Origin of the sequence: Microbacterium protaetiae (assembly GCF_004135285.1) — a bacterium.
GTDB lineage: Bacteria > Actinomycetota > Actinomycetes > Actinomycetales > Microbacteriaceae > Microbacterium > Microbacterium protaetiae.
In genome coordinates this window covers 2,550,524-2,574,862 of the sequence record NZ_CP035494.1, presented here as the reverse complement: position 1 = coordinate 2,574,862, position 24,339 = coordinate 2,550,524, and the positions used below count along the sequence as shown (strand labels likewise).

15 protein-coding genes are annotated in these 24,339 nt (G+C 63.5%); 4 read left to right on the top strand and 11 right to left on the bottom strand.

Going from position 1 to position 24,339, the window contains the following annotated elements; all coding sequences use genetic code 11:
• Nucleotides 1-24: 24 nt before the first annotated feature.
• Complete coding sequence (locus tag ET475_RS11950; protein WP_129390422.1) at nt 25-1,248, top strand: S-layer homology domain-containing protein; 1,224 nt, start codon at nt 25-27, stop codon at nt 1,246-1,248.
• A 7-nt stretch (nt 1,249-1,255) separates the two neighbouring features.
• On the opposite strand, the gene ET475_RS11945 is transcribed toward ET475_RS11950, so the two are convergent.
• The 6 genes from ET475_RS11945 to ET475_RS11920 form a co-directional block, all read right to left on the bottom strand.
• Nucleotides 1,256-3,145: a glycosyltransferase family 2 protein gene (locus ET475_RS11945; RefSeq protein ID WP_129390419.1), complete on the bottom strand. Its 1,890-nt coding sequence runs from the start codon at nt 3,143-3,145 to the stop codon at nt 1,256-1,258.
• Nucleotides 3,146-3,229: 84 nt separating this feature from the next.
• The gene (locus ET475_RS11940; protein WP_129390416.1) at nt 3,230-4,813 is read right to left on the bottom strand and encodes a polysaccharide pyruvyl transferase family protein; all 1,584 of its coding nucleotides are present in this window, start codon (nt 4,811-4,813) and stop codon (nt 3,230-3,232) included.
• A 118-nt stretch (nt 4,814-4,931) separates the two neighbouring features.
• Nucleotides 4,932-7,214 carry an S-layer homology domain-containing protein gene (locus tag ET475_RS11935; protein ID WP_165310896.1) on the bottom strand — a complete coding sequence of 761 codons (2,283 nt, stop codon included), beginning with the start codon at nt 7,212-7,214 and terminating at the stop codon, nt 4,932-4,934.
• 248 nt (nt 7,215-7,462) lie between these two features.
• Nucleotides 7,463-7,579 carry an S-layer homology domain-containing protein gene (locus tag ET475_RS18430; RefSeq protein ID WP_422879946.1) on the bottom strand — a complete coding sequence of 39 codons (117 nt, stop codon included), beginning with the start codon at nt 7,577-7,579 and terminating at the stop codon, nt 7,463-7,465.
• Nucleotides 7,580-7,936: 357 nt separating this feature from the next.
• A complete protein-coding gene (locus tag ET475_RS11925; protein WP_129390407.1) occupies nt 7,937-8,131 on the bottom strand; it encodes a hypothetical protein in 195 nt (64 codons plus the stop codon).
• Nucleotides 8,128-9,972, bottom strand: coding sequence for an S-layer homology domain-containing protein (locus ET475_RS11920; RefSeq protein WP_129390404.1), 1,845 nt, complete (start codon nt 9,970-9,972; stop codon nt 8,128-8,130). Before ET475_RS11920 ends, ET475_RS11925 begins: the two co-directional genes overlap by 4 nt.
• 268 nt (nt 9,973-10,240) lie before the next feature.
• Between ET475_RS11920 and ET475_RS11915 the strand changes: the two genes are divergently transcribed.
• A complete protein-coding gene (locus tag ET475_RS11915; protein WP_129390401.1) occupies nt 10,241-11,686 on the top strand; it encodes a glycosyltransferase family 2 protein in 1,446 nt (481 codons plus the stop codon).
• 72 nt (nt 11,687-11,758) lie between these two features.
• Here the strand turns inward: ET475_RS11915 and ET475_RS11910 are convergent, their stop codons facing one another.
• On the bottom strand, nt 11,759-13,246 hold the full coding sequence (locus ET475_RS11910; RefSeq protein WP_242497615.1) for a sugar transferase: 1,488 nt from the start codon (nt 13,244-13,246) through the stop codon (nt 11,759-11,761).
• Between the two features lie 130 nt (nt 13,247-13,376).
• Entirely contained in the window at nt 13,377-15,317 is a 1,941-nt protein-coding gene (locus tag ET475_RS11905) for a DUF4012 domain-containing protein (protein WP_242497614.1), read from the bottom strand.
• On the opposite strand from ET475_RS11905, the gene ET475_RS11900 reads away from it, so the two are divergent.
• Nucleotides 15,309-17,399 (top strand): glycosyl hydrolase, encoded by a 2,091-nt coding sequence (locus tag ET475_RS11900; RefSeq protein ID WP_129390398.1) that lies wholly within the window; start codon nt 15,309-15,311, stop codon nt 17,397-17,399. The two genes, ET475_RS11905 and ET475_RS11900, sit on opposite strands and share 9 nt — an antisense overlap.
• Before the next feature lie 40 nt (nt 17,400-17,439).
• Here the strand turns inward: ET475_RS11900 and ET475_RS11895 are convergent, their stop codons facing one another.
• The gene (locus ET475_RS11895) at nt 17,440-18,756 is read right to left on the bottom strand and encodes a UDP-glucose dehydrogenase family protein (RefSeq protein WP_129390394.1); all 1,317 of its coding nucleotides are present in this window, start codon (nt 18,754-18,756) and stop codon (nt 17,440-17,442) included.
• Between the two features lie 86 nt (nt 18,757-18,842).
• On the opposite strand from ET475_RS11895, the gene ET475_RS11890 reads away from it, so the two are divergent.
• On the top strand, nt 18,843-21,179 hold the full coding sequence (locus ET475_RS11890) for a glycosyltransferase (protein WP_129390391.1): 2,337 nt from the start codon (nt 18,843-18,845) through the stop codon (nt 21,177-21,179).
• 31 nt (nt 21,180-21,210) lie between these two features.
• Here the strand turns inward: ET475_RS11890 and ET475_RS11885 are convergent, their stop codons facing one another.
• Nucleotides 21,211-22,998, bottom strand: coding sequence for an ABC transporter ATP-binding protein (locus tag ET475_RS11885; protein WP_242497613.1), 1,788 nt, complete (start codon nt 22,996-22,998; stop codon nt 21,211-21,213).
• Nucleotides 22,999-23,047: 49 nt separating this feature from the next.
• Complete coding sequence (locus tag ET475_RS11880; RefSeq protein ID WP_129390388.1) at nt 23,048-23,788, bottom strand: ABC transporter permease; 741 nt, start codon at nt 23,786-23,788, stop codon at nt 23,048-23,050.
• Between the last annotated feature and the right edge of the window lie 551 nt (nt 23,789-24,339).

The following is a 24,339-nucleotide window of genomic DNA, read 5'->3' as shown; positions in this document are numbered from 1 at the left end:
CAGGTATGACCGAGGAGTTCTGAGATGCAGGTGGGACGACGCCTTCGCACGTTTTTTACCGGGCTCGCTGTCGCGCTTGCCGCGGCAGTCGGCTCGACCATGATGACAGCCTCGGCATCGACTGCGGCATCGACATTCCCGGACGTTCCAACAACCTCACCCTTCTATCACGCGATCTCGTGGCTCGCCGACCAACAAATCACGACCGGCTTCGCAGATGGCACATTCCGCCCGCGCAACCAGATCACTCGTGAAGCCATGGCGGCGTTCCTGTACAGGCTCAGCGGCTCGCCCGATTACACGCCACCCAGCGCCCCAACCCTGTCGGATGTTCCGGTGGGATCCGCTTTCTATAAGGAGATCAATTGGCTCAGCGCCAACGGGATCACCACGGGGTATCCGGATGGCACCTTCCGGCCACGGAATCACATCACTCGCGAAGCCATGGCAGCATTCTTGCATCGATACGCAACCATGACAGGCACGTCCGACGACGACGTCGCGAACGAAGATCTCTTCCTCGACGTGACGCCCGGGAGTATCTTCTCGGCCGATATTGCATGGCTCGCTACGTCCGGAATCTCGACCGGATACGAAGCCGGCAGTGGGTGCTATACGTACCGCCCACGCAATGCGGTGACCCGCGAGGCCATGGCAGCATTCCTGTACCGATTCGAGACGGGGAATGACACCGGTTCGGCCCCGACTGGGAAGTGCTCTCCAGCACCCCGCGGTAGCGGTTCCCTCTCCGGTAATGCAGGCACCGTTCGCGTCGGCTCGGCGATTAAACCGGGAACGTATCAGAGCACCCGTCCAAAGTCCAGTATCCTCTGCTATTGGGAGCGCCTTTCAAGCGCAGATGGCGAGTTCGACTCAATCCTTGCCAACGACGCGGTCATCGACAGCAAGTCCATTGTGACGATTCTCCCTGGAGATGCTTATTTCCACACCGATGGCTGTGGCACGTGGACGCCGATACCGAAGCTCGGGGCTTTGAGTTCAAAGACCACGATCTCGGGTACCGCCGGCACACTTCTCGTCGGGCCCGACATACGGCCAGGGACCTACACGTCGACCAACCCTGACTCGTGCTACTGGGCACGCTTGTCCAACTTCACAGGGGTCTTTGACGCGATTATCGCAAATGACATCAGCACAACTGTAGGCGCGTCGATGGTCGTGACCGTTTTGAACAGTGACCACGGATTCGTCACTGAAGGGTGCGGCACGTGGAAGCTGGCGGACTGAGCTCGACTCAAGCCTGCCGTACAACGTAAAGATTCCCGACTGTTCCGGTGTGCTGCGTGAGACCGGCGGTGCCGATCTCACTGCTCGGGATCGCGGGGCCGTACACGGCGCGGTGACGGTGGCGATCGTCCGCGACGTGGATGTAACTCCACGCTCCCGGCTTCAACCACCCGACGTCCAGGTCAGCAGCGTAAGTACCGGAGCCCGTTCGTTTCACGGCGAACTCGCGGGCGACGCCGGCTGAACTCACGATGACCCGATGCGGAACGAGCCGTGACGCTGTCATGACCAGTCGCACACGGTCAGGCTCCCCGCCTGAAGTCATACGCCGCGCGATCACCTCTCGGTCCGTCAGAGTGAGCACCAGCCCGTGGAGGATCGTCCATGACAGTGATATGACGCCGTGGCCGACGTCATCGACGGACGACCCCCGCAGTCTTCGGATGTATGCATGGCCGGCTTCACCCCGCATCGGCCCCGATCTTGTCACTCCCGCCTGCGTGACCTTCACTGCCAGGTGAACACCTCCCACGACCGCCTCGCGCATCTCGCTCGTGACGCGCGCAATGTCGACATCTATCTCGAAACGCGCGGATTTACGGGGGCGCTCCACTCCATCCGCACTGCCGGGCACCACCCGGCACAAGACGGCCGTGCCGATGTGTCGCGCAGCAGTCCCCACGATCGACGCCTCCACAGTGATCTCACCCGCCGGCACCAACGAAATCCCGGCCGCCCCGCTGACTCGCAGAACTGCGCCCTCTTCCGCCCAATCAACAGCATGAATTGCAGTCCACAGCCGCTGTTCGTGGGCTGACACGGCGTACGCCTCGTTTGGGACAAGGTGCGTCTCGTCGCGAAAGAAGGGCAGCGCGACATAAGTTCTTTCGCCGTACTCGACCATGCAGGCGGTCTCTGGCCGACGACCACCCTTCTCCAAGAACTCTGCCACCTGCGACTGCTCACCCCGCAATGCCAGATGGAGCATGACCCTACTCGAGGCAGAGAGATCGTTCATCCCAAGAACGGTTTCGACGTCTAACACCGATCGCGTCAGCTCGCACACTGCGTCGTACTCGTTGGATGTCTCCAACGGCGCAGTCGCAGCGAGATAGTTCGGTATGTGGTGCTCCGCAAGAGTTCGCTGCCATCCCTCCATGATCGCGCGGGGAGCCTCGATCTCCGCGAGCATCTCGGACGTCAACGCGATCGCTCGTTGTCTCTCGCATATTGCTGAATACGAGTACATGCCGCCTGTCAACGACGAACCGTCACTGCGGATGCGCCATCGATACGTGACCTCATCCAGCACATGAATTCTCGTCGCGCGGCACAGTGCACGCGTGACCAGTGGCTGGTCCTCGAACAGCACGCCCTCGCGGAAGCGCAGTCTCTCGCGACGCCAGAAGTCCGCGCGATACACTTTGTTCCACGTGTAGAAGTTGCGTAAGACACTCGGATCCTCAGAGGCTGAGACGACACGCGGTGTGTCATGAATGTCCCGCACCCACAGTGGCACAAGGTCGGATTCGCCGTCGCGGAACCGCGACACGGCGCCCACAGCGATCTCGGCGTCGTCGGCTTCCACCGTACGCACCATCATCTCAAGCGCGTGCGGAGGGAGCGCGTCGTCGGAGTCCACGAACGTGAGCAGGCGCCCCCGCGCATGCGCTACACCCGTGTTGCGAGCAGCACCGAGCCCAGCATTGACCTGGCGTACGATGCGGATGCGCGGATCCTGCGCTGCATACTCGGCGAGGATCCCGAGTGAGCTGTCAGTGCTGCCGTCGTCGACGGCTACGAGCTCTAGCCATCTGAACGACTGCGACAGGATGCTGTTCAAACACTCCGGCAAATAAGCCTCGACGTTGTAGACGGGAACGATGACCGACAGCATGGGATGCCTTGCCCTCTGCCACGCGCGAACCAGCTGCCATCCCGGGATCCAACGCCGTAATCTACTCAAGAATCTCACGTTCGGTCAGTGTCCTGTCCGTTTCACGCGTGCGCGCGACCTGAAGGCAGTGCGCATTCTCTGCTGCAGGCGCGCAACGCGATCGGCGAACCGGACTGCTTTTCGCGATTCCAGTGCCTGTACACGACGGCGCAGCTCGTCGACAACACGCTGCGCCGCATGCGTCGCTTTTTGCTCGAGTGCAAGACGTGCCTCTGCTGCGGCAGAAGCTGACTCCAGCACGTCAACGTCGCGCTGCAACCACTCCGTGCGGTTCTGCTCGCGCGCCTGGGCGTCGAATGCGACGAATGACGCCCGCACTGCCGCCGCCCATGGTTCATCGATCTGGGTCGTATATCGCCGAGGGAATGCAGGCACGGGCGCAGCATCGTGGCCCGAGGCCGCGCCCTTCAGTGTGACCCACCACGCTCGCTGATAGTCACGCTGAGACGCCGCGTATCCCTGTAACGTTGTGCGCGTGGTATCCCCGCGACCTACCGCATGTACGCACGCAGGGACGATCTGGTCCCACGCCGTTGCCGGGACGATGTAGGGCTCCAAACCGGCCGGCACCATCGCACCGCGGAAGCGGACTGATGAGTAATACGACAACGACACTGCGACAGCGGGAACGGCCGCGGCCACTGCGAAGACCGCCGCGTGATATCGCGTCGACACGCTCAGCACCGCCCCGGCAGTCACCGCCGCCGCCGCTCGGGCAGTCATGACGGGCAACGCGCGTATCCGCGCCGTGTCAGCGGCCGCGACAACGGCGTCGTCGGTGATCTGATCGCCGACCGGTCTTCCTTCGAGTGCGCCGGTGTGCGGCAGCAGCAGCACATGGGCGTCCAACGCGTCGGACAGGCGGGTAAGTGTGTCGGCGATGGCTGCAGTGTATTCGTCCTGGGCAATTCCAGTGGTGCCCGGGTCCGAGGTGAAACTAGCCACCACATAACGCGGCGGCAGTTCCATGCCGACCAACTCAGCCCGCGCGGTCTCGCCGGCACACAGCAGCACCGCGTCGTCTGCCGTGCGGTAGACCACCTGATCGGAACGACCTGCATCGCGGTCGGGGACCAGCGCGCGCAAGAGCGCGAAGCTGTCGTCGTCCCGAGCACCGAAGTACGAGGCATAACCGACGATCTCGGCGAGCAGCTCGGCGTCCCGGGGACGCAGCACGGGTCCCACCGTCTGGCTCGTGACCAGCAGCGGCTTGTCGAAGTATCGTGCCATGCGGGTGATCGCAACGCGCTCGTACAGATGGTGCGCATATCGCGACGTCATGTTGCCGCCTCCAGCGATGACGACGACCTCGCTGTTCCGCACCGCCTCAGCGACGGACCCGCGCGCCGGTGCAGCGAGCATCTGGTCAGAAGTCTCGCGCGCAAGTCGCTCGGCGGACTGGCGCCACGTCCACCGCGGTGAGAACCCGATGCGCTTGACCGCCGGCACGCCATAGTGCGATGTCGCTGTGAGCGGGTCGCCAACAACGAGCGTGATCTGCGCGTCGGGCTGCGCCGAGATCATGTCGACCGCCACATCCATCATCGCCTCATCACCGACGTGGTACAGCGATCTTAGACCGACGTCACCGAGCACGACATACTTCACAACAGCGCTTCCCTCCCACCGTCAACACTGCGGTGGCTGGCACCTGCCGCACGATTTACTCTCTACGCTATCTGTCGAACGCTCTGGTGCCTGCCCACCAACGACCCACTGGACCGCATCAATGACGCGTGCGGTAGAGGAAGGCTGCGGTCGCCTCCCGGGTGACCTGGTTACGCGGCCGGAACGTGCCATCCGAATATCCGGTAGTCACCTTCGTCGACGCCAACCACGTCACCTCCTTATAGAACGTCGCCGAGGTGGCCACGTCCTCGAACGGAGACTTCTTCGCCGCCGTGAACGACGGCTTACCCGCCGACCGGTACAAGAACGCAGCCATTGCTTCACGGGTAATCGGATTATGCGGCCGGAACGTGCCATCCGAATACCCGGTCGTCACACCCGTCTGTGCTAACCATGTCACCTCTGTATAGAACGGTGCTGTGGTGGGCACGTCTGAAAACGGCGACTTCTTCGGTGGCGTATACGCGGGGTATCCAGCAAACCGATACAAGAACGCAGCCATCGCTTCTCGTGTCACAGCATTGCGCGGGCGGAACGTGCCATCCGGATACCCCATCGTGATGCTCGACGACGCCAACCAGGTCACTTCACGGTAGAAGCGAGAGGTCGTCGGCACATCGTTGAACGGAGACTTCGCGGGGGGTACGAACGGCGCCTGGACCACCGGGCCCACCGCAGCACTGGTCACGGACTGGGTCCCGTATCCCGGCTTCGACCCCGTCACCGTGACGCTGATCCGCTTCCCAACGAGATGGTCCGTGAGCTTCAGGGTCTGCCCCGTCGGAGCGACGGTCGTCCCGTCGGAAGATGAAACGTACGGGACCTGCGATCCATCCGCCAACCACTGGTACTCAACATCCGTCCCCGTCGGCCATGCTCCAGCAACGGCTGCGCTGAGAGTGCCGGTGACGACAGGGTGCCCGGCGACAGACACGGAGTGCGGCCCGAACGTCGCAACCACTTGCCCAACCTCAATGGGCTGATACACAGGCGCGAAATGGGGAATCGACCCCGTGATACGCACGGAGAGATACTGTCCTACCAGGTTATCCGTCAGCGCCAGCTCAGGCTTCGTAGCGCCCCGGATCGGGGTGTCCCCGTTCGTGAACCATTGGTAGTCCAACCGAGATCCGCTCGGCGCGCTATCGGTTACGACTTTGATCGTGCTGCCGAGGCGAACGTCGCCCTCGATGCGAGCGCCGGGGAGGAGGCTGGTCATGTCGGCGGCTACGAACTCGATGCCTGCGACGTTCTCTTCATCTCCCAGAACGTAGACGTGCGCCGACTCTTGGCCGCCACCGTTGGCCCCGAACCACTCGTCCTGGCGCAGAGGATTCCGCAACGCGAGCTTGTAGCGACCGGGGTTGAGTTTGGGAAAGGCAAATGCGCCCGCCGTCGCCGAGATCTGTGATGAGTTCTCGTACGAGCCTGTGTCGGCGTCATAGATGTCGACGCGGTATGACGAATATTCTCCGTCGGCTGTCAGCTTTTGGTCGGATGAGAATCCCAGAGGAAAAAGGACGCTGCCCGACAGACCGGAGTAACCCCTCATTTGAATGCTCTGAAGAAGTTTATCCTCACCGGAGCCGAGATCGATCGTCTGCGCGTCAGAGTTGACACCCGAACCGTGATACCGCGCAGTGAGCAGCGGGAGGTCTTGCGCGTAGACGTCAAGCCAGTACTTTCCGCTGCGTAACCGCTCAAACGTGTAGGACCCGTCCGGATTCACAGCGGTGGAAGTCACCCACGTGCCACCGTCTGTCGCATCCCAGAGGGTGGCGGTGACAGAACCCGTTGATAGATCCACTCCAGGCGGAAAGAGCACCTTCCCCGACATGGATGCGTGTCTGACGAGCGCAAAGTCGACGCTGGTCGATTCGCTCCCCAGCGTCACCGCAACATCTGACGCGTGTGCCCAGGTGTCGGCGCCCTTCCACCATTGATCGAAGACAGGCAGATTTGACCACGAACGTACGCGATAATCGCCCGCTTCAAGACCGTCGAGTATGTATGTTCCACTAGCACCTACTTGAACGGATTGCAGGGTAGATGAAGACGCGGCACTTGCAAGGCTCACAAAAACGCTCCCACCAACCGGCGAGACACCCGCGGGAAGCGTTACCTGGCCGGTAATAGAACCGCCCTTCGTCAGCGACATCGTCACGCTTTGCGCCTCGCCCGCTGATAGGTGGATCACGTCGGCGTCCTCGAACGAGGTTGCTCCGCCCCACCAACGATCCACAAGTCCTTGGCCCGTCGAGTCGAACAACAACTTGTAGTCTCCCTCAGACAAGCCGCCCAGCTTAAAGGTACGCAACGATATCGAGGAAGACTTCACTGGCGACCATGCGTCGTCAGTCGCGTAGAGCCGAACAGTCATTATTCCCGCCGATGGCACGACGCTATCCGGGTACTGGACGCTCCCGGAGATCACGCCGCTTGTGGTCGCTGCTAGTGCTGCCGTCGTCCCGGAACCAAGGACAAGTGCCAGAGCCGCGATCAACCCCACCAGCGCGCGCATACTACTTCGCAATCTCTTCTCCCCGCTCAAGGCTTCTTCGGCACGCCACCGCGCCTGCGATCACAGTAGTGCAACGGTTGGTCCGCGACCGTACCCGCGAAGCTGCGTTAGTGTTCTGTGCGGTAGAGGAGGGCAGCGGTGGCTTCCCGGGTGAGTTGGTTACGCGGCCGGAACGTGCCATCCGCATACCCCGTGGTCACCTTCGTCGACGCCAACCACGTCACCTCCTTGTAGAACGTCGCCGAGGTGGCCACGTCCTCGAACGGAGACTTCCTCGGCGCCGTGAACGACGGACTACCCGCCAACCCCGGTACAAGAACGACGCCATCGCCTCACGCGTCACCGAATTGTGCGGACGTAACGTCGCAGAGGGCGAGCGCATTGAGGAAAATGCCTGTGAGGATGCAGCGGACCACGCACTGGAGACGGACTGCGGACGGTGCGAACATGGCCGAACCGGTTCTCGAGCCGATTGTGACCGGCGATGGGCCCGACCGACGATCGGTGCGGGCACTTGAGGCCGCCTTGCGAGACCATATCCGCAGTCCGAACCTTGCAGTCGATTCCCCGGTTTCAGCGCTTCAAGTGCACGGGAGGGTGGGAAAGACGTTCTTGTCCTCGACGATCTGAAGGGCGATCTGCTTGCCCATGCGCAGCGGCAGGATGTCGTCACCTGGGCTGCCGAGCGCGTGGGTGCGGCAGACGGCGACAGCATCATTGTTCGACTCGCTGTGACCGGCAACAGGCCCGCGATCACGATTTCTGAGTGCTATCACTCCTCGAGTCGGTACAAGAACGCGGCCGTCGCCTCGCGGGTGACCGAGTTGCGCGGGCGGAACGTGCGGTCTGAATAACCTGTTGTCACACCGGTCGACGCCAGCCACGTCACCTCGCGATAGAACGTAGCGGACGTCGGCAGATCCTTGAATGGCGACTTCGCCGGAGCCCGGAACGACGGCTTCCCTTCCATCCGATATAGCAGTGCCGACATCGCCTCGCGCGTGATTTGGTTGCGCGGGCGGAACGTGCCGTCGGGGTAGCCGGTCGTGATCTTCGAGGCAGCCAACCACGCCACCTGCTTATAGAACTTGGCTGTGGTCGGCACGTCCTTGAACGGCGACTTCCTGGGCGGCGTGAACGCCGGGCTTCCCTCCAACCGGTAGAGGAACGCGGCCATCGCCTCACGGGTCACCGAGTTGCGCGGGCGGAACGTGCCGTCTGTATAGCCAGTTGTCACCTTCGATGCAGCCAACCACGTCACCTCGTCGTAGAACGGCGCCGTGGTCGGCACGTCCTTGAATGACGGATCACCGCCAGTGACGGTGAGATAGTCGCTGTGCGCCCACATCGTCTTGCCCTGCACCACAATGCGCCACCACGCGCCCGCGGTGCCGGTGCGGGTGAACTTCTGCCCCCGCTTCAGCGAAGTAACGCCGGTCGAGCAATTGGTCGAAGGCGCTTGACGGACGTTCACTGTCGCTGCCGCCACGACGGCGACACCGGCAGCCGGCTGCACTGAACCCGGCTGCGCACACCCCACCGTCGCCGCCGCCGCTTCCATCTTCAAGTACGTACTGAGTACCCAGGCCGTCTGACCTGCAGCCTTAACCCGCGACCATGCACCATAGGCGCCTACCACCGTCACCTTCATCCCCTTTGTGAGGGTCTGGATGCCGGTCTTACACAGCGGTGACGGCGCGATGCGCAGATTCACCGAGGTGACATTCACGGTAGCCGTGTTGTAGCGGGTCGAGATGTCGGCCATCACCGGCACCGTGCACGCGGGAACCTCTGCGGGCACGCTCCCCGCCGGCACGGCGCTGGGTGCGAACCAGGTCACATAGAAGTTGTAGAAATTGCGATTGCCGTAGGCCGAGCACGAATCCCCACTGCCCCACCCGGCGGCGAGCGCCGCGACGTTCGCCCGGTAGGGCGTGTAGTTGTATAGATTCGCCGTGGCCTGGTTCTTGATATACACCGCCGACGAGCCGCAGGTGGCGCTGGGCGCCCACTGCACGACGTTATATCGGCCGGCCTGGTAGTCGTACACCGTCGGATTCTTCGTATACATCTGCAGCTGGCGCGCACCCAGATACACCTGGTTCCAGAACCCCGCGGCAGCTGTGGAGCACCCCGTTTCATCGGGGCAGTCCTGTCCCATCGCATGTTCGTAGTTCCAGCTCGTGGGCTTAGTGGCGGTGACCAGGCCCTGTTCCTTCTGCATCATCACGAGGATCACCTTGGGGTTGATGCCGCACGCCTTCGCGGCTCGTGAGACCATCCGTGCTACGGTCGCGTCTGCTTGGCCGCTGACCGCCGCACAGTAGGCATCCCTGGGCTGCGACGCCATCTCGCCGCGGAAGGTTTTTAGGCACGTGGCACCCGCAGAACACGATGAGACCTTGCCGTCGAGAAACTTCTGGATCTGCGCCTCGTTCATCGACGCCGCATTGAAGAACTCCGCATCAGAGATGATGTATCCGCCGTCTTGGATCGTGCCTGGCAGCTCAGCAGCGTGCGCTGCAGGCGCAACCTGGGTGAGCACTGCGGCCGCCAGCATCGAGCACAGAAGGAGGACCAGCAGACGCAAGGATGCAGGGCTTCGGCGAACACGCATACGAGTATTCTGTCGCAATGAACTCAAGCCGACCAGCCGAGTCCGAATCCCTTGGTCCTGCTCACAGATTCATGTCCCATCACGTGCCGACCGGTCGTCGAGGCGTTCGTTGACGCAGTGGCCAGTAAGGAGAAAGCCGGAGAACACGAAGAAGGCCTCAACGTCGGCGAACCCGCCAGGCAGATCTTCTCACTGACCCAAGCCCACGCCGGTCCAGATTGATCTTCCGACTTGTGCAACCTCCCAACTTGCTGTTGTGCTTACTCTGATGAACATCCGCGTATCAGTCGTCGTTCCGGTCTATAACCCGGGCGGCTACGTCGAACCGCTCTTAAACTCGCTCGATCGGCAAACACTTCCGGTGGACGAGTTCGAGGCGATCTTTGTCGACGACGGATCGACCGATGGCACGGCCGACGTGCTCGACGAATGGGCTTCCACTCGCCCACACGTGCGCGTCATCCATCAAGAGAACCACGGGTGGCCCGGCCAACCGCGCAACGTCGGCATCGACCGGGCGCGTGGCACTTACGTCCAATTCGTCGATCAAGACGATTGGCTCGGCGACGAAGCACTCGAACGACTCACGGCGTATGGCGACGCCAACGGATCCGACGTCGTCGTGGGAAAGATGAAAGGAATTCGGCGCTCGGTGCCGACGACGATCTTCACTCGCTCGTACCCCCGGGCAGAAATCGGCGTCGCCCCGGTGCAAGACAGCCAGACACCGCACAAGATGTTTCGCCGGTCATTCCTCGACGCGATCGGCCTGCGGTTTCCCGAGGGCAAGCGCCGCCTCGAGGATCACCTCTTTGTGACTACGGCATACCTCCGAGCTGACGTCATTTCGGTCTACTCCGACTACGACTGCTACTTTCACATCAGCCGCGACGACGGCGGAAACGCCGGTTTTCGCTCGTACTCGCCCACCGACTACTACCGCAACCTCGAAGACGTACTCGATGTGATCGACGAGTATCTGCCCAGCGGCCCGAAGAAGGACAAGTTCCTCGAGCGGTGGATTCGCACTGAACTGGTGGGGCGTCTGCGCCACCGCAGCATCCGGCAGCTGCCCCGCGAACGGCGGAGCGCATTCTTCACCGAGATCAGTCGCATTCTGCGCGACCGCATTCCCGATTCCGCCATCCGCGCCGCCCACATGCCGTTGCGACTGCCCGCCGCCATCGCGCGCGTAGCGACGATGGATGAGTTCTACCGCCTCGACGCGGCCATGCAAGATTCGTTCGTGACCGCATCGGTGCAGGGCGTGGGCGTGCACCTCGCACTGCACCCGCGGTGGCGTGCGCTGCCTGACGGGGCGCGCGCGTCGCAACTGGTCGCGCGCCTACGCGCAGCACGCCACGTGGTCGACACCGTTGCGGCACTGCTCGACGATCACACCGACCTACTTGCAGTGACCGCGACTTACCACGCTCCCACGGGTGCGCATTTCGCTGCGGTGCGCCCACGCGGCTCACTCGTGTACAGCATCAACGACACCGCAGCCCAGCTCGGCGATGGCCGGGTCAGCGTTCATACTGCCGTCGGACCGCACGAGGCATCTCTTTCGCCGCACGCACGACGTCGGGAGTACGCACGCGTGGCGCAGCGCCGCCTGCGCAAGGCCGCCAGCACAGTACTCGTGCACGCCATCGGGGTGCGCGCGACCCGCGCCCTCGGGAAGAAACTGCGCCGACGGCGCAAACGCCCCTGAGCCCATCTCCTACGGCGGCGGTCCGTGAGAGACCAGTTCAAGGCCGTGTGCGCGGGGCAGACCCCAGACCGCTCAGTGCGCCGACTTGCCTGGTGCAACCACCGCCTTGACGGTGCGGAAGAGGATGAGGATGTCCTGAGTGAACGACCAGTTCTCGATGTAATAAAGGTCGAGCCGCAGCGCGTCGTCCCATCCCAGCGAGGAGCGGCCGCTTACCTGCCACAGACCACTCATGCCCGGCTTGACGAAGAGCCGGCGTTGCGCCACATCGTCGTAAAGCTCGACTTCGGCCGCACGTTGAGGACGTGGACCGACGAGGCTCATCTGTCCCCAGAACACGTTGAAGAGCTGTGGTAGCTCGTCGAGAGAGTGCCGACGGATCACTCGGCCGACCTTGGTGATGCGCGGGTCGTCGACGACCTTGAACAGGGGCCTGGACGTGGTGCCCTGCATGTCGAGCAGCGACGAGAGCTGATCGTCGGCGTTGGCGATCATCGAGCGGAACTTGATCATGCCGAAGGTGCGTCCGCGTCGGCCCACCCGCTCCTGCCGATAGATGATCGGGCCGTGTGAATCGGCTCGGACTGCGATGGCGACGCCGAGCATCACCGGTGAGAAGAAGACGATGAGCAGCGTCGAGGCGACGATGTCGAACGTCCGCTTGATGACGCGACGAGCGCCTTCGAGTTCAGGGTACGAAACGTGGATGAGCGGCAGGCCGGCAACGGGTTGAGAGTGGATGCGCGGACCGGCGACGTCGGTCAGTGCAGGGGCCACCACCCAGTTGACGTCGCGGTCGGCCATCGCCCGTCCCAGTCGCTGCAGCGCCTCGGGCTCGTAGTCATCCGATCCTGCGAAGATGAGAGTGTCCGCTCCCAGTTCGTCAAGCACCTTCTCTGCATCGCCGTACTTGCCAAGCACCGGTATATCGTGCTGGCCGTCACGAGTCTTGCCGTGCTTGGTCACGGCCCCCATGATGACGTATCCGGTCCCCGGCGTTCTGCGGATGGTACGAACTATGTGCGCGACCTTCGCTTCTTCTCCGAGCACGACGACGTGGTGCACGTACCTGCCCTCGCGCTGCTGCGCGCGCAACCATTGCCGCCACACCCAGCGCGAGACCACGAGTAACACCATCGTGATCGGCACCCCGACCAACAGCAGGGATCGCGAGAACTCGATACGAAGAAAGAAGCTCGTCGCGACGACAACGGCGAACAGTGCCAGCGATGCGCGGACTATTCTCTGGTACTCGAGGACTCCCTGACTGACATGGTGTTCGTCTCGAGTGTCTACCAGCTCGAGCATGACCAGCCAGATCAAGCCAACGAGCACGAGCGCCACCCAATACGGGATCCGCGGACCGCCGGACCACGACAACCCCCGGGTGAACTCCGGCAGAGCGACAAGGCCGAAGCCGAAGAGTGTGCCGGCGATGACGAGAGCATCGCTGAAGAACAGTCGGCTCGCATATCGGCGCGGCCACGAGACGGTGGTTCGACGACTGACGGCGGCGGGCGCCCAGCCCCTTGCCGCCGACATGCGTGCGACTTCGCTCATCCCGTGAGCCACGCAGATCCTTCCCCTAGACTCTGAGCGCGCCGCAGCGCACCTCAGCGCAACAGAGCACTCCCCGCACGTAGCTTATGACTGTTCGATGTGAAATACAGTAGCTACTCGCAGCTTCGGCTCACTTGGCCGCACACGAGTCATCGACTGTCAGCTTCGTGGAGTTGATCATCGGCGTGGTCCAGACCTCGAGCGGTGTCGAAGCGCCGGTACCGGTGAACGTTGCTGTGACGGTAGCCGACTCTCCGGGCCGAAGCGTCATCTGGAACGGTGCGACGACGCGCCCAAGGTCGACGTTGCCCTGCCGGAACGGCGCCACGTCGCGCCCATCGACGGTGACGCTCGCGACCTTCATACCCGGAGGCGCATAGATAAACACCTGCTTGCTGAAGAACGTGGAACCGTGCGAGCGGCTCTTGACGTAGCGGGGCAGTGCGTCTGCGTTCTTCTGCGTGATGTCCATGTCGAGCGTGGTCGTCGCCACGATCGTGTCGGTACCGCCTGTGCAGGTGCGCTCCACATTCGCCGCGGTCTTCAGGTAGTAATCGATCTTCGATGCCGAGACATCGCGGTAGTACAGCCCGAGGGTCGTCGTCTCATCGTTGTCGGTGGGCAACTCGCCCGACAGGCGGCCGTCGGCGATGATCTTCTGCGCGGCGGGGTCTGCGCTCCACGCCATGACATCACCCTTGGCGACGCTGTCACGAAGAGCGTTGATCATCTTGGGCATGTCGAAGTCGGCCGACGCGACCTTCTCGAACATCGTCGCAGCCACTGCCTGGAAGAACGCGTCGGACTTCGCGGATCCGGCCTTGGTGTAGGTGTCCCACCACTTGTACGAATCGCTGAGCAGGATTTTGACCGCGTTCTTCGACGTGAGTTTGACGTCGCCGACGGTTATCGGGCCGGTGGCACGAAGCATGCGCTCCAGTGCTATCGGATCGATCGACACCACGCCGTTGATGGTCTGGTCTTTGATGTCGCGCTGCCAGAAGGCGATGAGCTGCTGAGCGGCACTCGGCCAGTCGGGCCGGGTGACGGCCATGTTGCTCCGCGAGCCATACGTCGCCCCGTACAGGGCTGTCGCCGACGCCGCGACATCCACGGTCGTCAGTTGTTTGTCCTCTGCGAAGTCACCGCTGTCTGCCTGTGCCGTGATCTTCAGATCGCCCTTGTCGGCGGTGATCAACGTCTCTGAAGCCGAACTGCCGCCCAGTGGCAGCGATTCGGCATTGTTCTGGAAGACCAACAGATAGCTCTGGGCCCCGTGCGCACCGAGCATCTGCGGCATGACCGAAAACACGGGAGCCGCGACATCGAGTACGTCGACAACCTGTTCAACACCTGACTTCATCGGACCGATGAGATGGCCCGACGCATTCAGGTCGGTGAGCTGGGTATGAAGTGACGAGATGGTGGCGGACTGCGCCTCGATCAGCGGCAGCGCGCGGGCCAGCAGCTTCCCCTTGCCATCGGACTGCATCTGCACGACCGGCAACGCGACATCGTTGGCGAACGCGTCGAGCGTCTGGGCGGCAAGCCGCGCCGCGCGAAGATTGTCACCGGCGAAGGGAATCAGCTCGGCCGCGTTCCAGACGGGGTCGCCTGTCGCATTCACAGCTTTCGCGGCATCCCGACCCATGGCCTTGAGCGCGGTGTTGATATCGCCGCCCTTCTGCACGCTGGAGAGCTGCGCTTTGGCGGCTTCCAATCCGCTCTTGACCGTGAGAATCCGAACGCCGAGCCAGCCTGCTGCCGCCAGCAGCAAGAAGACGACCACGAACAGGATGACGCGGATGACCAGGCGGCGCTTGCGAACGGGCCGCGGCGGTAGCAGACTCTCGACTTCAGGCTGCTGCGATGTCGGCGCGGCACCGTTCTGCACGGGGACGGTGCGCGCGCGTTCGCGCGCCTCGCGGCGGGTCTCGGGAGGCATGATCTCCATCCTAGAAAACAGTTCCTGGAAAACCGCTCTTACGCGACGCTCGTGCCGCGTGCGGCGCGGTCCGCGGGTTACGGTAGAAATTCCCCTTCTTAAAACAGTGAGGATGTCATGCCCCACCGCCGTGCACGCTTTTTGGTCGCCTTATGCGCCCTCGCCGCCACGATCACCGGGTGCACGGCCGTGTCGACGCCCAGCCCAAAGCCGACCAGCGCGACCCCGACGCCGACACCCACACCGACGGCAGAGGCAGCACCACAGCGTCAACCGACGCGCGTCGCTGCCGCCGCCGGCAGCTTCGAGAACTGGTCGGCCGCGTCTAACCACACCGTGGGCGAGGTCGGCCCGGCAGTCGGGTTGGCGACCTCGGGAACAGTGGCCGCGATGGTGGACGCCCCGGTCCTCGCCTCGGGCGGTGCGACAGTGCTCAGCACCACGGTCGCTCTCGTCGCCGGCAGCACGTATACGTTCAGCGCGCAGATGCAGCCGCTGACCGAGTCGCTGGAGGCCGGGGCGCTCACGGCGACAGTCAGCGACACGAAGATCGCGTCCCCGGCACTGCCGGTGAGCACATGGACCGAAGTGACCGGGTCGGTCACGGTGCCCGCCAGCGCGAAGAAGGGCGAGTTGAAGATCGCACTGTCCGTACCCGCGCGTCGCGTGATGATCGATGATGTCTCGCTGACTGCGGCAGACGGCACGCAGCTGGTGAAGAACGGATCGTTCGAAAAGGTCTCGGGCGGCGCCCTGATCGACAACACCTCCTTGATCATGAGCACGGATTACGCCACCGTCGCCGTCGCCGCACCCGCGGGGGCCGTGCAGTGGAAGGCCACCCGCCCGGATGGAACCGTCACCGGTCAGGGCACCATCACAGCTTCGGGTTCGCTCAGCGCCATTCCCCTGATCGGCGTGCCTCAGGGCTTCTACTCACTCACCGTCAAAGACGCAAAGGGACATACCGCGACGACTCCTATGGGAGTGGTCGACACACCCGCCTACGACATCCCCCTCGATCCCCGTTTCGGCACGACGGTCCACCTCAAAGAAGAAGGCTCGCGAGGACAGGCGAGGTACGCCGGGATGCTGGGCATCGGCACCATCCGCAGCGACGTGCTCTGGCGCCTCAATGAAACGACACGTGGCACCTACTCATGGGACAAGCGCTATGAGTCCGAGTTCGCCCGCGCCCACGCCAGCGGACTGCAGCTGAGCGCCATCGTCAACTATGGCAACCAGGTGTACGGGAACCCCGTCGTTCCCACGGGACCCGACGAGATCGCCGCATACGGCAAGTATGCAGCCGCGGTCGCGTCGCACTACAAGCCGACATCGATCGAGATCTTCAACGAGTTCAATCAGGAGCGCTTCAACAAGAACGCCTGCGGAATCACCGCCGACTGCTACATGGCTCTGGTCAAGAGCGTGAACAAGAACGTTCGCGCGGTCGACCCGAAGATCACGCTGATCGGTGGCGCCACCGCCAACTATCCCTCGTCGTGGTTCGACCGACTGTGGAGCCTGGGCGGTCTGAAATACGTCGATGCCATGAGCTTTCACCCCTACCAGGCCAACAGCCATCCCGAGACCGTCGCATCGCTCATCGCCGACGCCCACAAGGTGAGCGCCAACCACAACGGCGGCAAGGCACTGCCGGTGTGGATCACCGAAACCGGGTCGTCGTCCAAGACCGGCGGTCGCACTCCGACGAACCAGGGTCAGTTCCTCATGAAGATCCTGTCGTCGGAGCTTGCGGCCGGTGCCGCCAGTGCGATGTGGTACGACCTGAAGAACACCACGACCAACGCCGCCGACCACGAAGGCAACTTCGGCCTGTACGAGTATCAGTCGCGCCAGAACACGGCGGCACTCGCGCCCAAACCCACCGCATACGATCAGGCCCTTCTCATCGCCTCGCTCAACGGTCGGGCCTCTGCGGGCACGGTGAAGCCGGGCAAGAACGTTGTGGCGCAAGCCTTCGGCAAGGACGACAGCCGCGTGTATGTCGTATGGACGACGGATGCCAAGCCGTCCACCGCATCTCTGCCCGCGAGCGGACCCGTCGACGTCGTCGCGTCGGACGGCTCATTCACGACCATTCAGCCGTCAGCCGGCAAGGTGAGCGTCACGGTGCCGAACGTTCCGGTGCTCGTGCGGCCTTCCACTCTCGATAAGGAGCCCGCGACCACCACGGTGAAGTAGCGGTGAGGCCGGGAACCACAGGTGCCCGGCCTAGCGACCCTCAGACCCGGGGGCGCCCCAGGCCGTAGTACGCCCAGCCCGCATCGCGCCACGCCTGCGCGTCGAGGCAGTTGCGTCCGTCGACGACGGCACGTCCCTTCACGAGCTCGGCTGCATGAGCGGGGTTTAGCTGGTGCCGGTATTCCTCCCACTCCGTGACGACCACTACGGCGTCAGCATCCCGCAGCGCTTCGTCACGATCTGCGATGTACTCGAGCTGCGGCTGCGCGAGCCGGGCGTTCTCGATCGCTTCGGGGTCGGTGACGACGACCGACGCGCCGAGCCCGTGCAGCCGAACGGCCACGTCAAGTGCGGGCGAATCGCGGATGTCGTCGCTGTGCGGTTTGAACGCGGCGCCCAAGATGGCGACGCGCTTCTCGAATGCCGAGCCGCCCAGCGCTTCGAGCGTCAGTTCAACCGCCCGATCGCGACGACGCAAGTTGATGGCGTCCACTTCGCGCAGGAACGCGACCGACTCGCTCTTGCCAAGTTCTTCGGCACGGGCAGAGAACGCGCGAATGTCCTTCGGCAGGCAGCCACCGCCGAAGCCGATCCCCGCGCCCAGAAAGCGACGGCCGATTCTGCCGTCGTGGCCGATGGCGTCGGCCAGCTGTGTGACATCGGCTCCAGTCACCTCGGCGATCTCGGCCATGGCATTGATGAACGAGATCTTGGTCGCAAGGAAAGCGTTGGCCGCGACCTTCACGAGCTCGGCGGTCGCATAGTCGGTCACGATGAACGGCGTCTTCTTCGCGATAGCGGTGTGGTACACCTCGCGAAGGATGTCAGCCGCGCGCTCTCCCTCGGCGCCCGCAGGCACACCGGCGACGAGGCGGTCGGGGTCGATGGTGTCTTGCACAGCCCAGCCCTCGCGCAAGAACTCGGGGTTCCACACGAGCGTCGCGCCGGTCGGCGCGACAAGTTCCGCAAGGCGAGCCGCGGTTCCCACGGGCACCGTCGACTTACCCGCCACGATGTCGCCCGGTCGCAACTGGTGCACGAGCGAGGCGAAGGCCGCATCGACATATGTGAGGTCGGCGCTGTAGCTGCCTTGCTGCTGCGGCGTTCCCACTCCCACGAAGTGCACGGCGGCGCCGCGAGCGGCGGCCATGTCAGTGCTGAAGGTCAGGCGTCCGGATGCCACGCCCTCGGCGAGGATCTCGTTCAGGCCAGGCTCGAAGAAGGGTGCTTCGCCTCGCGCGAGTCGGTCGATCTTCGCCTGGTCGACGTCGATTCCGACCACTTCATGACCGATCGACGCCATCGCCGCAGCATGCACAGCACCGAGGTATCCACAGCCGATCACAGAAAGACGCATAGGCTCTAGCCTATCCGCCGTCACACGCCGGTCTGACAAGCACTCACACACTCTGGATCGGCGCGAGAGCAATAGAATCGATGCCGATGTCGCCTGCGCCTCTTGTCTCGATTGTGATGCCGGTCTTCGACGACGAGACGACGATTACCTCCGCCCTTGAAAGCGCACTTCGGCAGACGCTCGCCGACATCGAAATCATCTGCGTCGACGACGCATCCACCGACGGTACGACCGCGGTGATCGAACGATTCCGCGCTCGGGATCCGCGCGTGCGCCTTCTCAGGCACGAGCGAAACCTCACCGCATTCCAAGCCCGTCGCACGGGAATTCTGGCCGCCTCTGCACAGTACGTGCTGTTCCTCGACGGTGACGACGAACTCCACCCGGATGCCGCACAGAAGGCACTTGCCGCGGCTCAGGCAGCGGGGGCAGACCTCGTGGGCTTCGGGGTGACGGTCGTCGAGAAGGACGGCCGCACGGGCGGGGCCTACGAGCGCCGGCTGCAACCGAAGCACGACGCGCTCGAGGGCACCGCCGTTCTGCAGGGCCTGTTTCCCATCGACAAGCCGGCCCAAGGTCAACTGTGGCGCTACCTGTTCCGCGCAACCGTGCTCCGCGAGGCATGCGAGCTGCTGCCTGACCACCTCGCACTCCCCCGCGTGAACGACCTGCCGCTGCTGTTCCTCGTGGTGGGACTGGCAACGAAGTACGTTTCGATCAGCGACAAGCTGTACCGCTACCACTTCGGTCGGGGCGGTAGCGGGCACCGGGTCGACAGCGTCGAGCGTGCGGTGTTCTACACGTCCGCGATCGAATCGATCGACAGCATCCGAGATGGCATCGTCACCCTCGCGAAGACGCATACCGACGCCGCCGTCCTGCTCGACACGTATGCATCCGCACGCCTCTCGATCGTCGGCTACGTGTGCTCTCAGCTGATCGAACACAGTGACAGCGCCGTGCTCGATGCATCGCTGGCGCACCTGCACACCGTGACTTCCGCCCATGACATCGTCCACGCGGCCGCACGCTTCTATCCGGCTACCCTCAGCACGCTGAAGTTCCACACTCACTGGCAGGGCTACGGTGCAGGGCCGGTGCGCAGCATCCTGCTGGCGACATCGACGCTGCGTACGGGGGGCGTCTCAGCAGTGATAGCGTCGCAGGCACGGTATCTGCTTGACGCCGGCTATCGGGTGACGGTGGTGGCGCGCAATCAGGGCAGTGACCCCACCACACTGCCCGAGCGCGCGGAGTTCGTCGAACTGGCCAAACGTGCGCTTCTCGAGCAACTCGAAGAGTGGGCAGAGATCTGCCGCACGCACGAGGTCGATGTCGTGATCGATCACCAGATCCTCTATACGAACTCGTGGCCCGAATTCGCGCTCATGGCACGTGCCGAGGGTGCGTCGACGGTCGGCTGGATTCACAACTTCATCGCCCGGCCGATATATGACGGCAACCGACGCCTCTCGCTGATCGAGCGCTGCAGCAACACACTCGCTCAGCTCATCGTGCTCTCGCCTCTGGATGTCGCCTACTTCAAACTGCGCGGCGTATCTCACACTGCCCACGTGCCAAACCCTCCATCGCCGTTGCTGATCGAGTCATCGACGCACGCCGTGAAGAAATCACCGCCGACCGACCGCATCGAGCTGGTGTGGTGGGGGCGCCTCGAGCAACGCACGAAGCAGGTGAGCGAGTTGATCGAAGTCGGAGTCGAACTGCGCCGACTCTCCGTGCGCTTTCACCTGACTGTCATCGGTCCCGATTGGGACGACCTCACCGCGAAGAAGTTCAATTCGCGAGCCCGCCGGCGTCACGTGGGTGATCAGGTCGTGGCGATCGGTCCGCGACGTGGCGCTCAGCTGGTCGAGGCGATCGATGTTGCAGATGCCTTCGTCTCCACCAGCATCATCGAGGGCTACCAGCTCACAATTGCAGAGGCGCAGGCCCGGGGACTTCCCGTCTTCATGTACGAACTTCCCTGGCTGACTCTTGTGAAAGACAACGAGGGCATCGTGGCGGTCGAGCAGGGTAATGCCCGCCGCATGGCACGAGAGATCGCCGATCTGATCGGCGACGCGCAGCGATACGAGCGCCTCTCGATCAACTCGCTCGCCGCGGCACAACGCGCACGCTCATACGACTTCGCCCAACTGTATCGGGGCGTCGTGACCGGCACGTTGCCGCCTGAGTTCTCCCCTGAACCCACCGAGGCTGATGCGCGAGAACTTCTGGGGTTGTTGGTGTTCTTCGCCGAGCACCCGCACGGAAAGAGTCGCGATATCAACCAGCTGAGCTCACCATTGGGCGCGCGGATCTGGCAGTCCGCCGCGCCCATTGGACGCTCGGCACTACGTCTACTCCCTGGTCTTCGACCTCTTGCTCACCGTGCGAAGGGGTGGCTGCGCGCTCACTAACCGCGAGATCTGGCGCGTTGAGGCGCGCATCTCACCCGCCGGCTTCGTCACCGGTGCCGGAGCCGCCCGCGCCCGCTCCTCCGCCCGGATCGGTTGTCGCCGAAGGGTCCGGCACTGGGGATTCTGTGGGGTTCGTGCTTGGCGCGGGATCTTCCGGTTCCGTCGTCGCCGGCGGGTCTGAAGGCGCCGTCGTGGGTGAGGGGTTCACGGGTGGCGCCGACTGTGTTGGCGCAGGTTGCGTCGGACTCGGCTGAGTCTGCTCCGGCTGCGGCTGTGGCTGCTGAGGTCTCTGCGGCTGATAAGGTGCCGGCGAGGGCGTCTCGGGGGCTAGCTTCCGCTTCACTGTCACCACGGAGGTGACCTGATCGCCGTCGTCACCGCCCGCGGTGATCGTGTACGACCACGCCTCCTTCGTGCACGGGAAGGTCACCGACGTGGCCTTCGCCACGGCAGGCAGATTTGCCAACAACGGCTTGCCTGTGGCTCCAGCATCCGGTGCCCCAGCACTCACCGCCACGCTTGCCGCGTTCTCGATTGACCAATTGAGCTGAACCTTCGCGGTCCCCTCCGGTGCATCGCAGGTCACGGTCGTCGCATTCACACCGAAGCTGCGAATAATGGCCGGCGCATCATCGCCCGCGGTCCGCGACGTCGTGGGTGTGGTGCCGGCCACCGCGTCTGCCGGGACACCGAGGTTCGCGACCAATGCGAGCGCCGCACCTGCCCCGATGGCGAGCAGGATGCCGCCACCGGTGATCGCAGCTCTGATCAGCCTGCGACGCGCGAGCTCGCGGCCCGCCGCCCGATGGCGGTGTCGACGCTCGATGTCGCGAGGACTCGGGCGCGGGATCGACCCCGTGCGGCCTGCACCCGTTGACACGATGGTGGCAACGGGTGCAGTGGTCTGGGCGACCGCCTGAAGCTGTCCCGTCTTGGTGGCCGCACCCTCGCCGGCAGCACCCATCGCGGTGACCACCGACGTCGCGCCCGCGGCGACCAGTGCCGGTCCAGAGGTCTTCGCTTTGGCGGCCTTCGTAGCCGGCTTCGTGCTCGCCGCCGATGCGGCACCGACCGCTCCCCGCCCGGGCTGCTTCGTCCACTTCGTGTACTCGTCGATCACGTCTTTGGCGGGGCCATCGGCTCTCAACTCGCCCTGGTGAATCCACAACACACGCTCGCACGTGTCGCGCAGCGAGCCCGCCGAGTGGCTCACGATCATCACGAGACCCGCGCTATCGCGAAGCTCACGGATGCGCTCTTCGCTCTTCACCTTAAATCGACGGTCACCGACCGAGAGCGCTTCATCGATCAGCAGGATGGAGTGCGCCTTTGCCGATGCAATGGCGAAACGTAGCCGCGCTCCCATGCCCGAGGAGTAAGTGCGCATGGGGTGATGAATGAACTCGTTGAGTTCTGCGAAGTCGGCGATCTCATCGACGTGCGCGGCCGCCTCTTCAGGCGTGAATCCCATCGCGAGCAATCCGAGTTTAATGTTGTTCTCGCCGGAGAGGTCTGGCACCAGTGCAGCGTTGATGCCCAGCAGCACAGGACGTGCCGCGGCCAATATCGTGCCCTCCGAGGTCGGAATGAGCCCGCTCATCGCACGAAACAACGTGGATTTGCCCGAGCCATTGTGGCCCACGACGCCGATCGTCTCGCCCTCAGATGCTGTGAAGGTCACACCGCGCAACGCGGGAACTGTCTTGAGGCCTCGTCCGCCGCGCAGCGCTTTCAGGCTGAACATGCGGTCGCGCTTGGTGGCATGCTTTCCCGACGCATACACCCGGTATGTGACGTGAGCGTCATCGACGACCATCATCGGTCGCCGGGTGGAGTCCGCGCCTTGGGCCACGCTCATTAACGTCGAGTCAGTCACTGAGGCCGTACCTCGCCTCGGCGTTCCAGAAGTAGACGACGCCGATGCCGAGTGCTAGCACCGTCCAGACTGGCGCAGCGATCACCGCGAGCAACGGCGCCTGGTGCCCGACAAGCGTGACGTCCCGCACCAAGGCGATGAAGTCATACGTCGGAACGAGGTGCGCGATCGTCAGCAATATGGGGCGATCTGCGAAGATCAGATCCACTTGAAAGAAGATTGCGCTCGCATAGAAGAGGACTCGATTGATGACTGGGATGAACTGCTGAACGTCGCGCGCCCATACCGACATACGTGCGACAATCATCGCGACCCCAAAGTTGAACAATGCCATAAGCCCCAAGATCGGGATCACCAGTAACCACGACCAACGGAATGGGACGCCGAAGACTGGCAGAAGAACCACGAGTAGCACGAAGATGGGGACGATACGCAGTGCCTGCTCGATCACAACTGAGACCGGCAAGAGAATACGCGGAAATCCGAGACTCTGCACAAGCCGCGCGTTGCCTGTAATCGCGCGGGCGCCTCCCCCGAAGCAACCTGTGAAGAACTGAAAGGTGAAAACTCCAGTGAGTAGGTACGGAACCCAGTCGTGTGGTCGGGCTGCGCTCGACAGCAGTGCACCGAAGAGCGTGCCATAGATCGCTGCCAGGAACAAGGGTCGCAATACGAGCCAGAGCATCCCGAGACGGTTCTGGAGAAGATCGCCGACGAGCTTGTACTGGGCCAATGTGTACGCGAACGTTCGCCTCGCCCAGGCATCCGCTAGGTACGCACCGAGTGGAGGCCGTCGCCCTACCTCGAAGAGGCCATCAGCGGGTGCGTTAAGGGGTGCATCCACCAGGAGTCCGCCACCTCCCCAACCAGCCGCCGTCGTCGAGGGGCCGTCCCTCGAACCAAAAACCTCATGTGATCATACCGTCGCGTCGCCAACGAACTTGAATGCGCCGCTCCTTTAGTCACCGCCACCGAACACAACTCTGGGCCAGGGGTCCCGTTGAGAAGTGTCAAGTGTGTGCGTCGAGATATGCGTCGCAGCCACGCCGGCACCGATCGTGACGCGTCAGATGCCGTTTATTCCGCCAGCGGACGTCGGGGCGCGCGCTCACCCTAGGGGACGTCTGTGGCGTGCGTGACTCCCCACGATTGGCACTTGCTTGCGCACCGCGGCTGACATGATCACGTCGAGAGGGTGCGGTCTGCAAGGTCTAGCGACGGGCGGCAAGAGTTGTGACGCTACACCGATCGCAACTCCTCTCCCTGATCCCCGGTAGCAAGCGA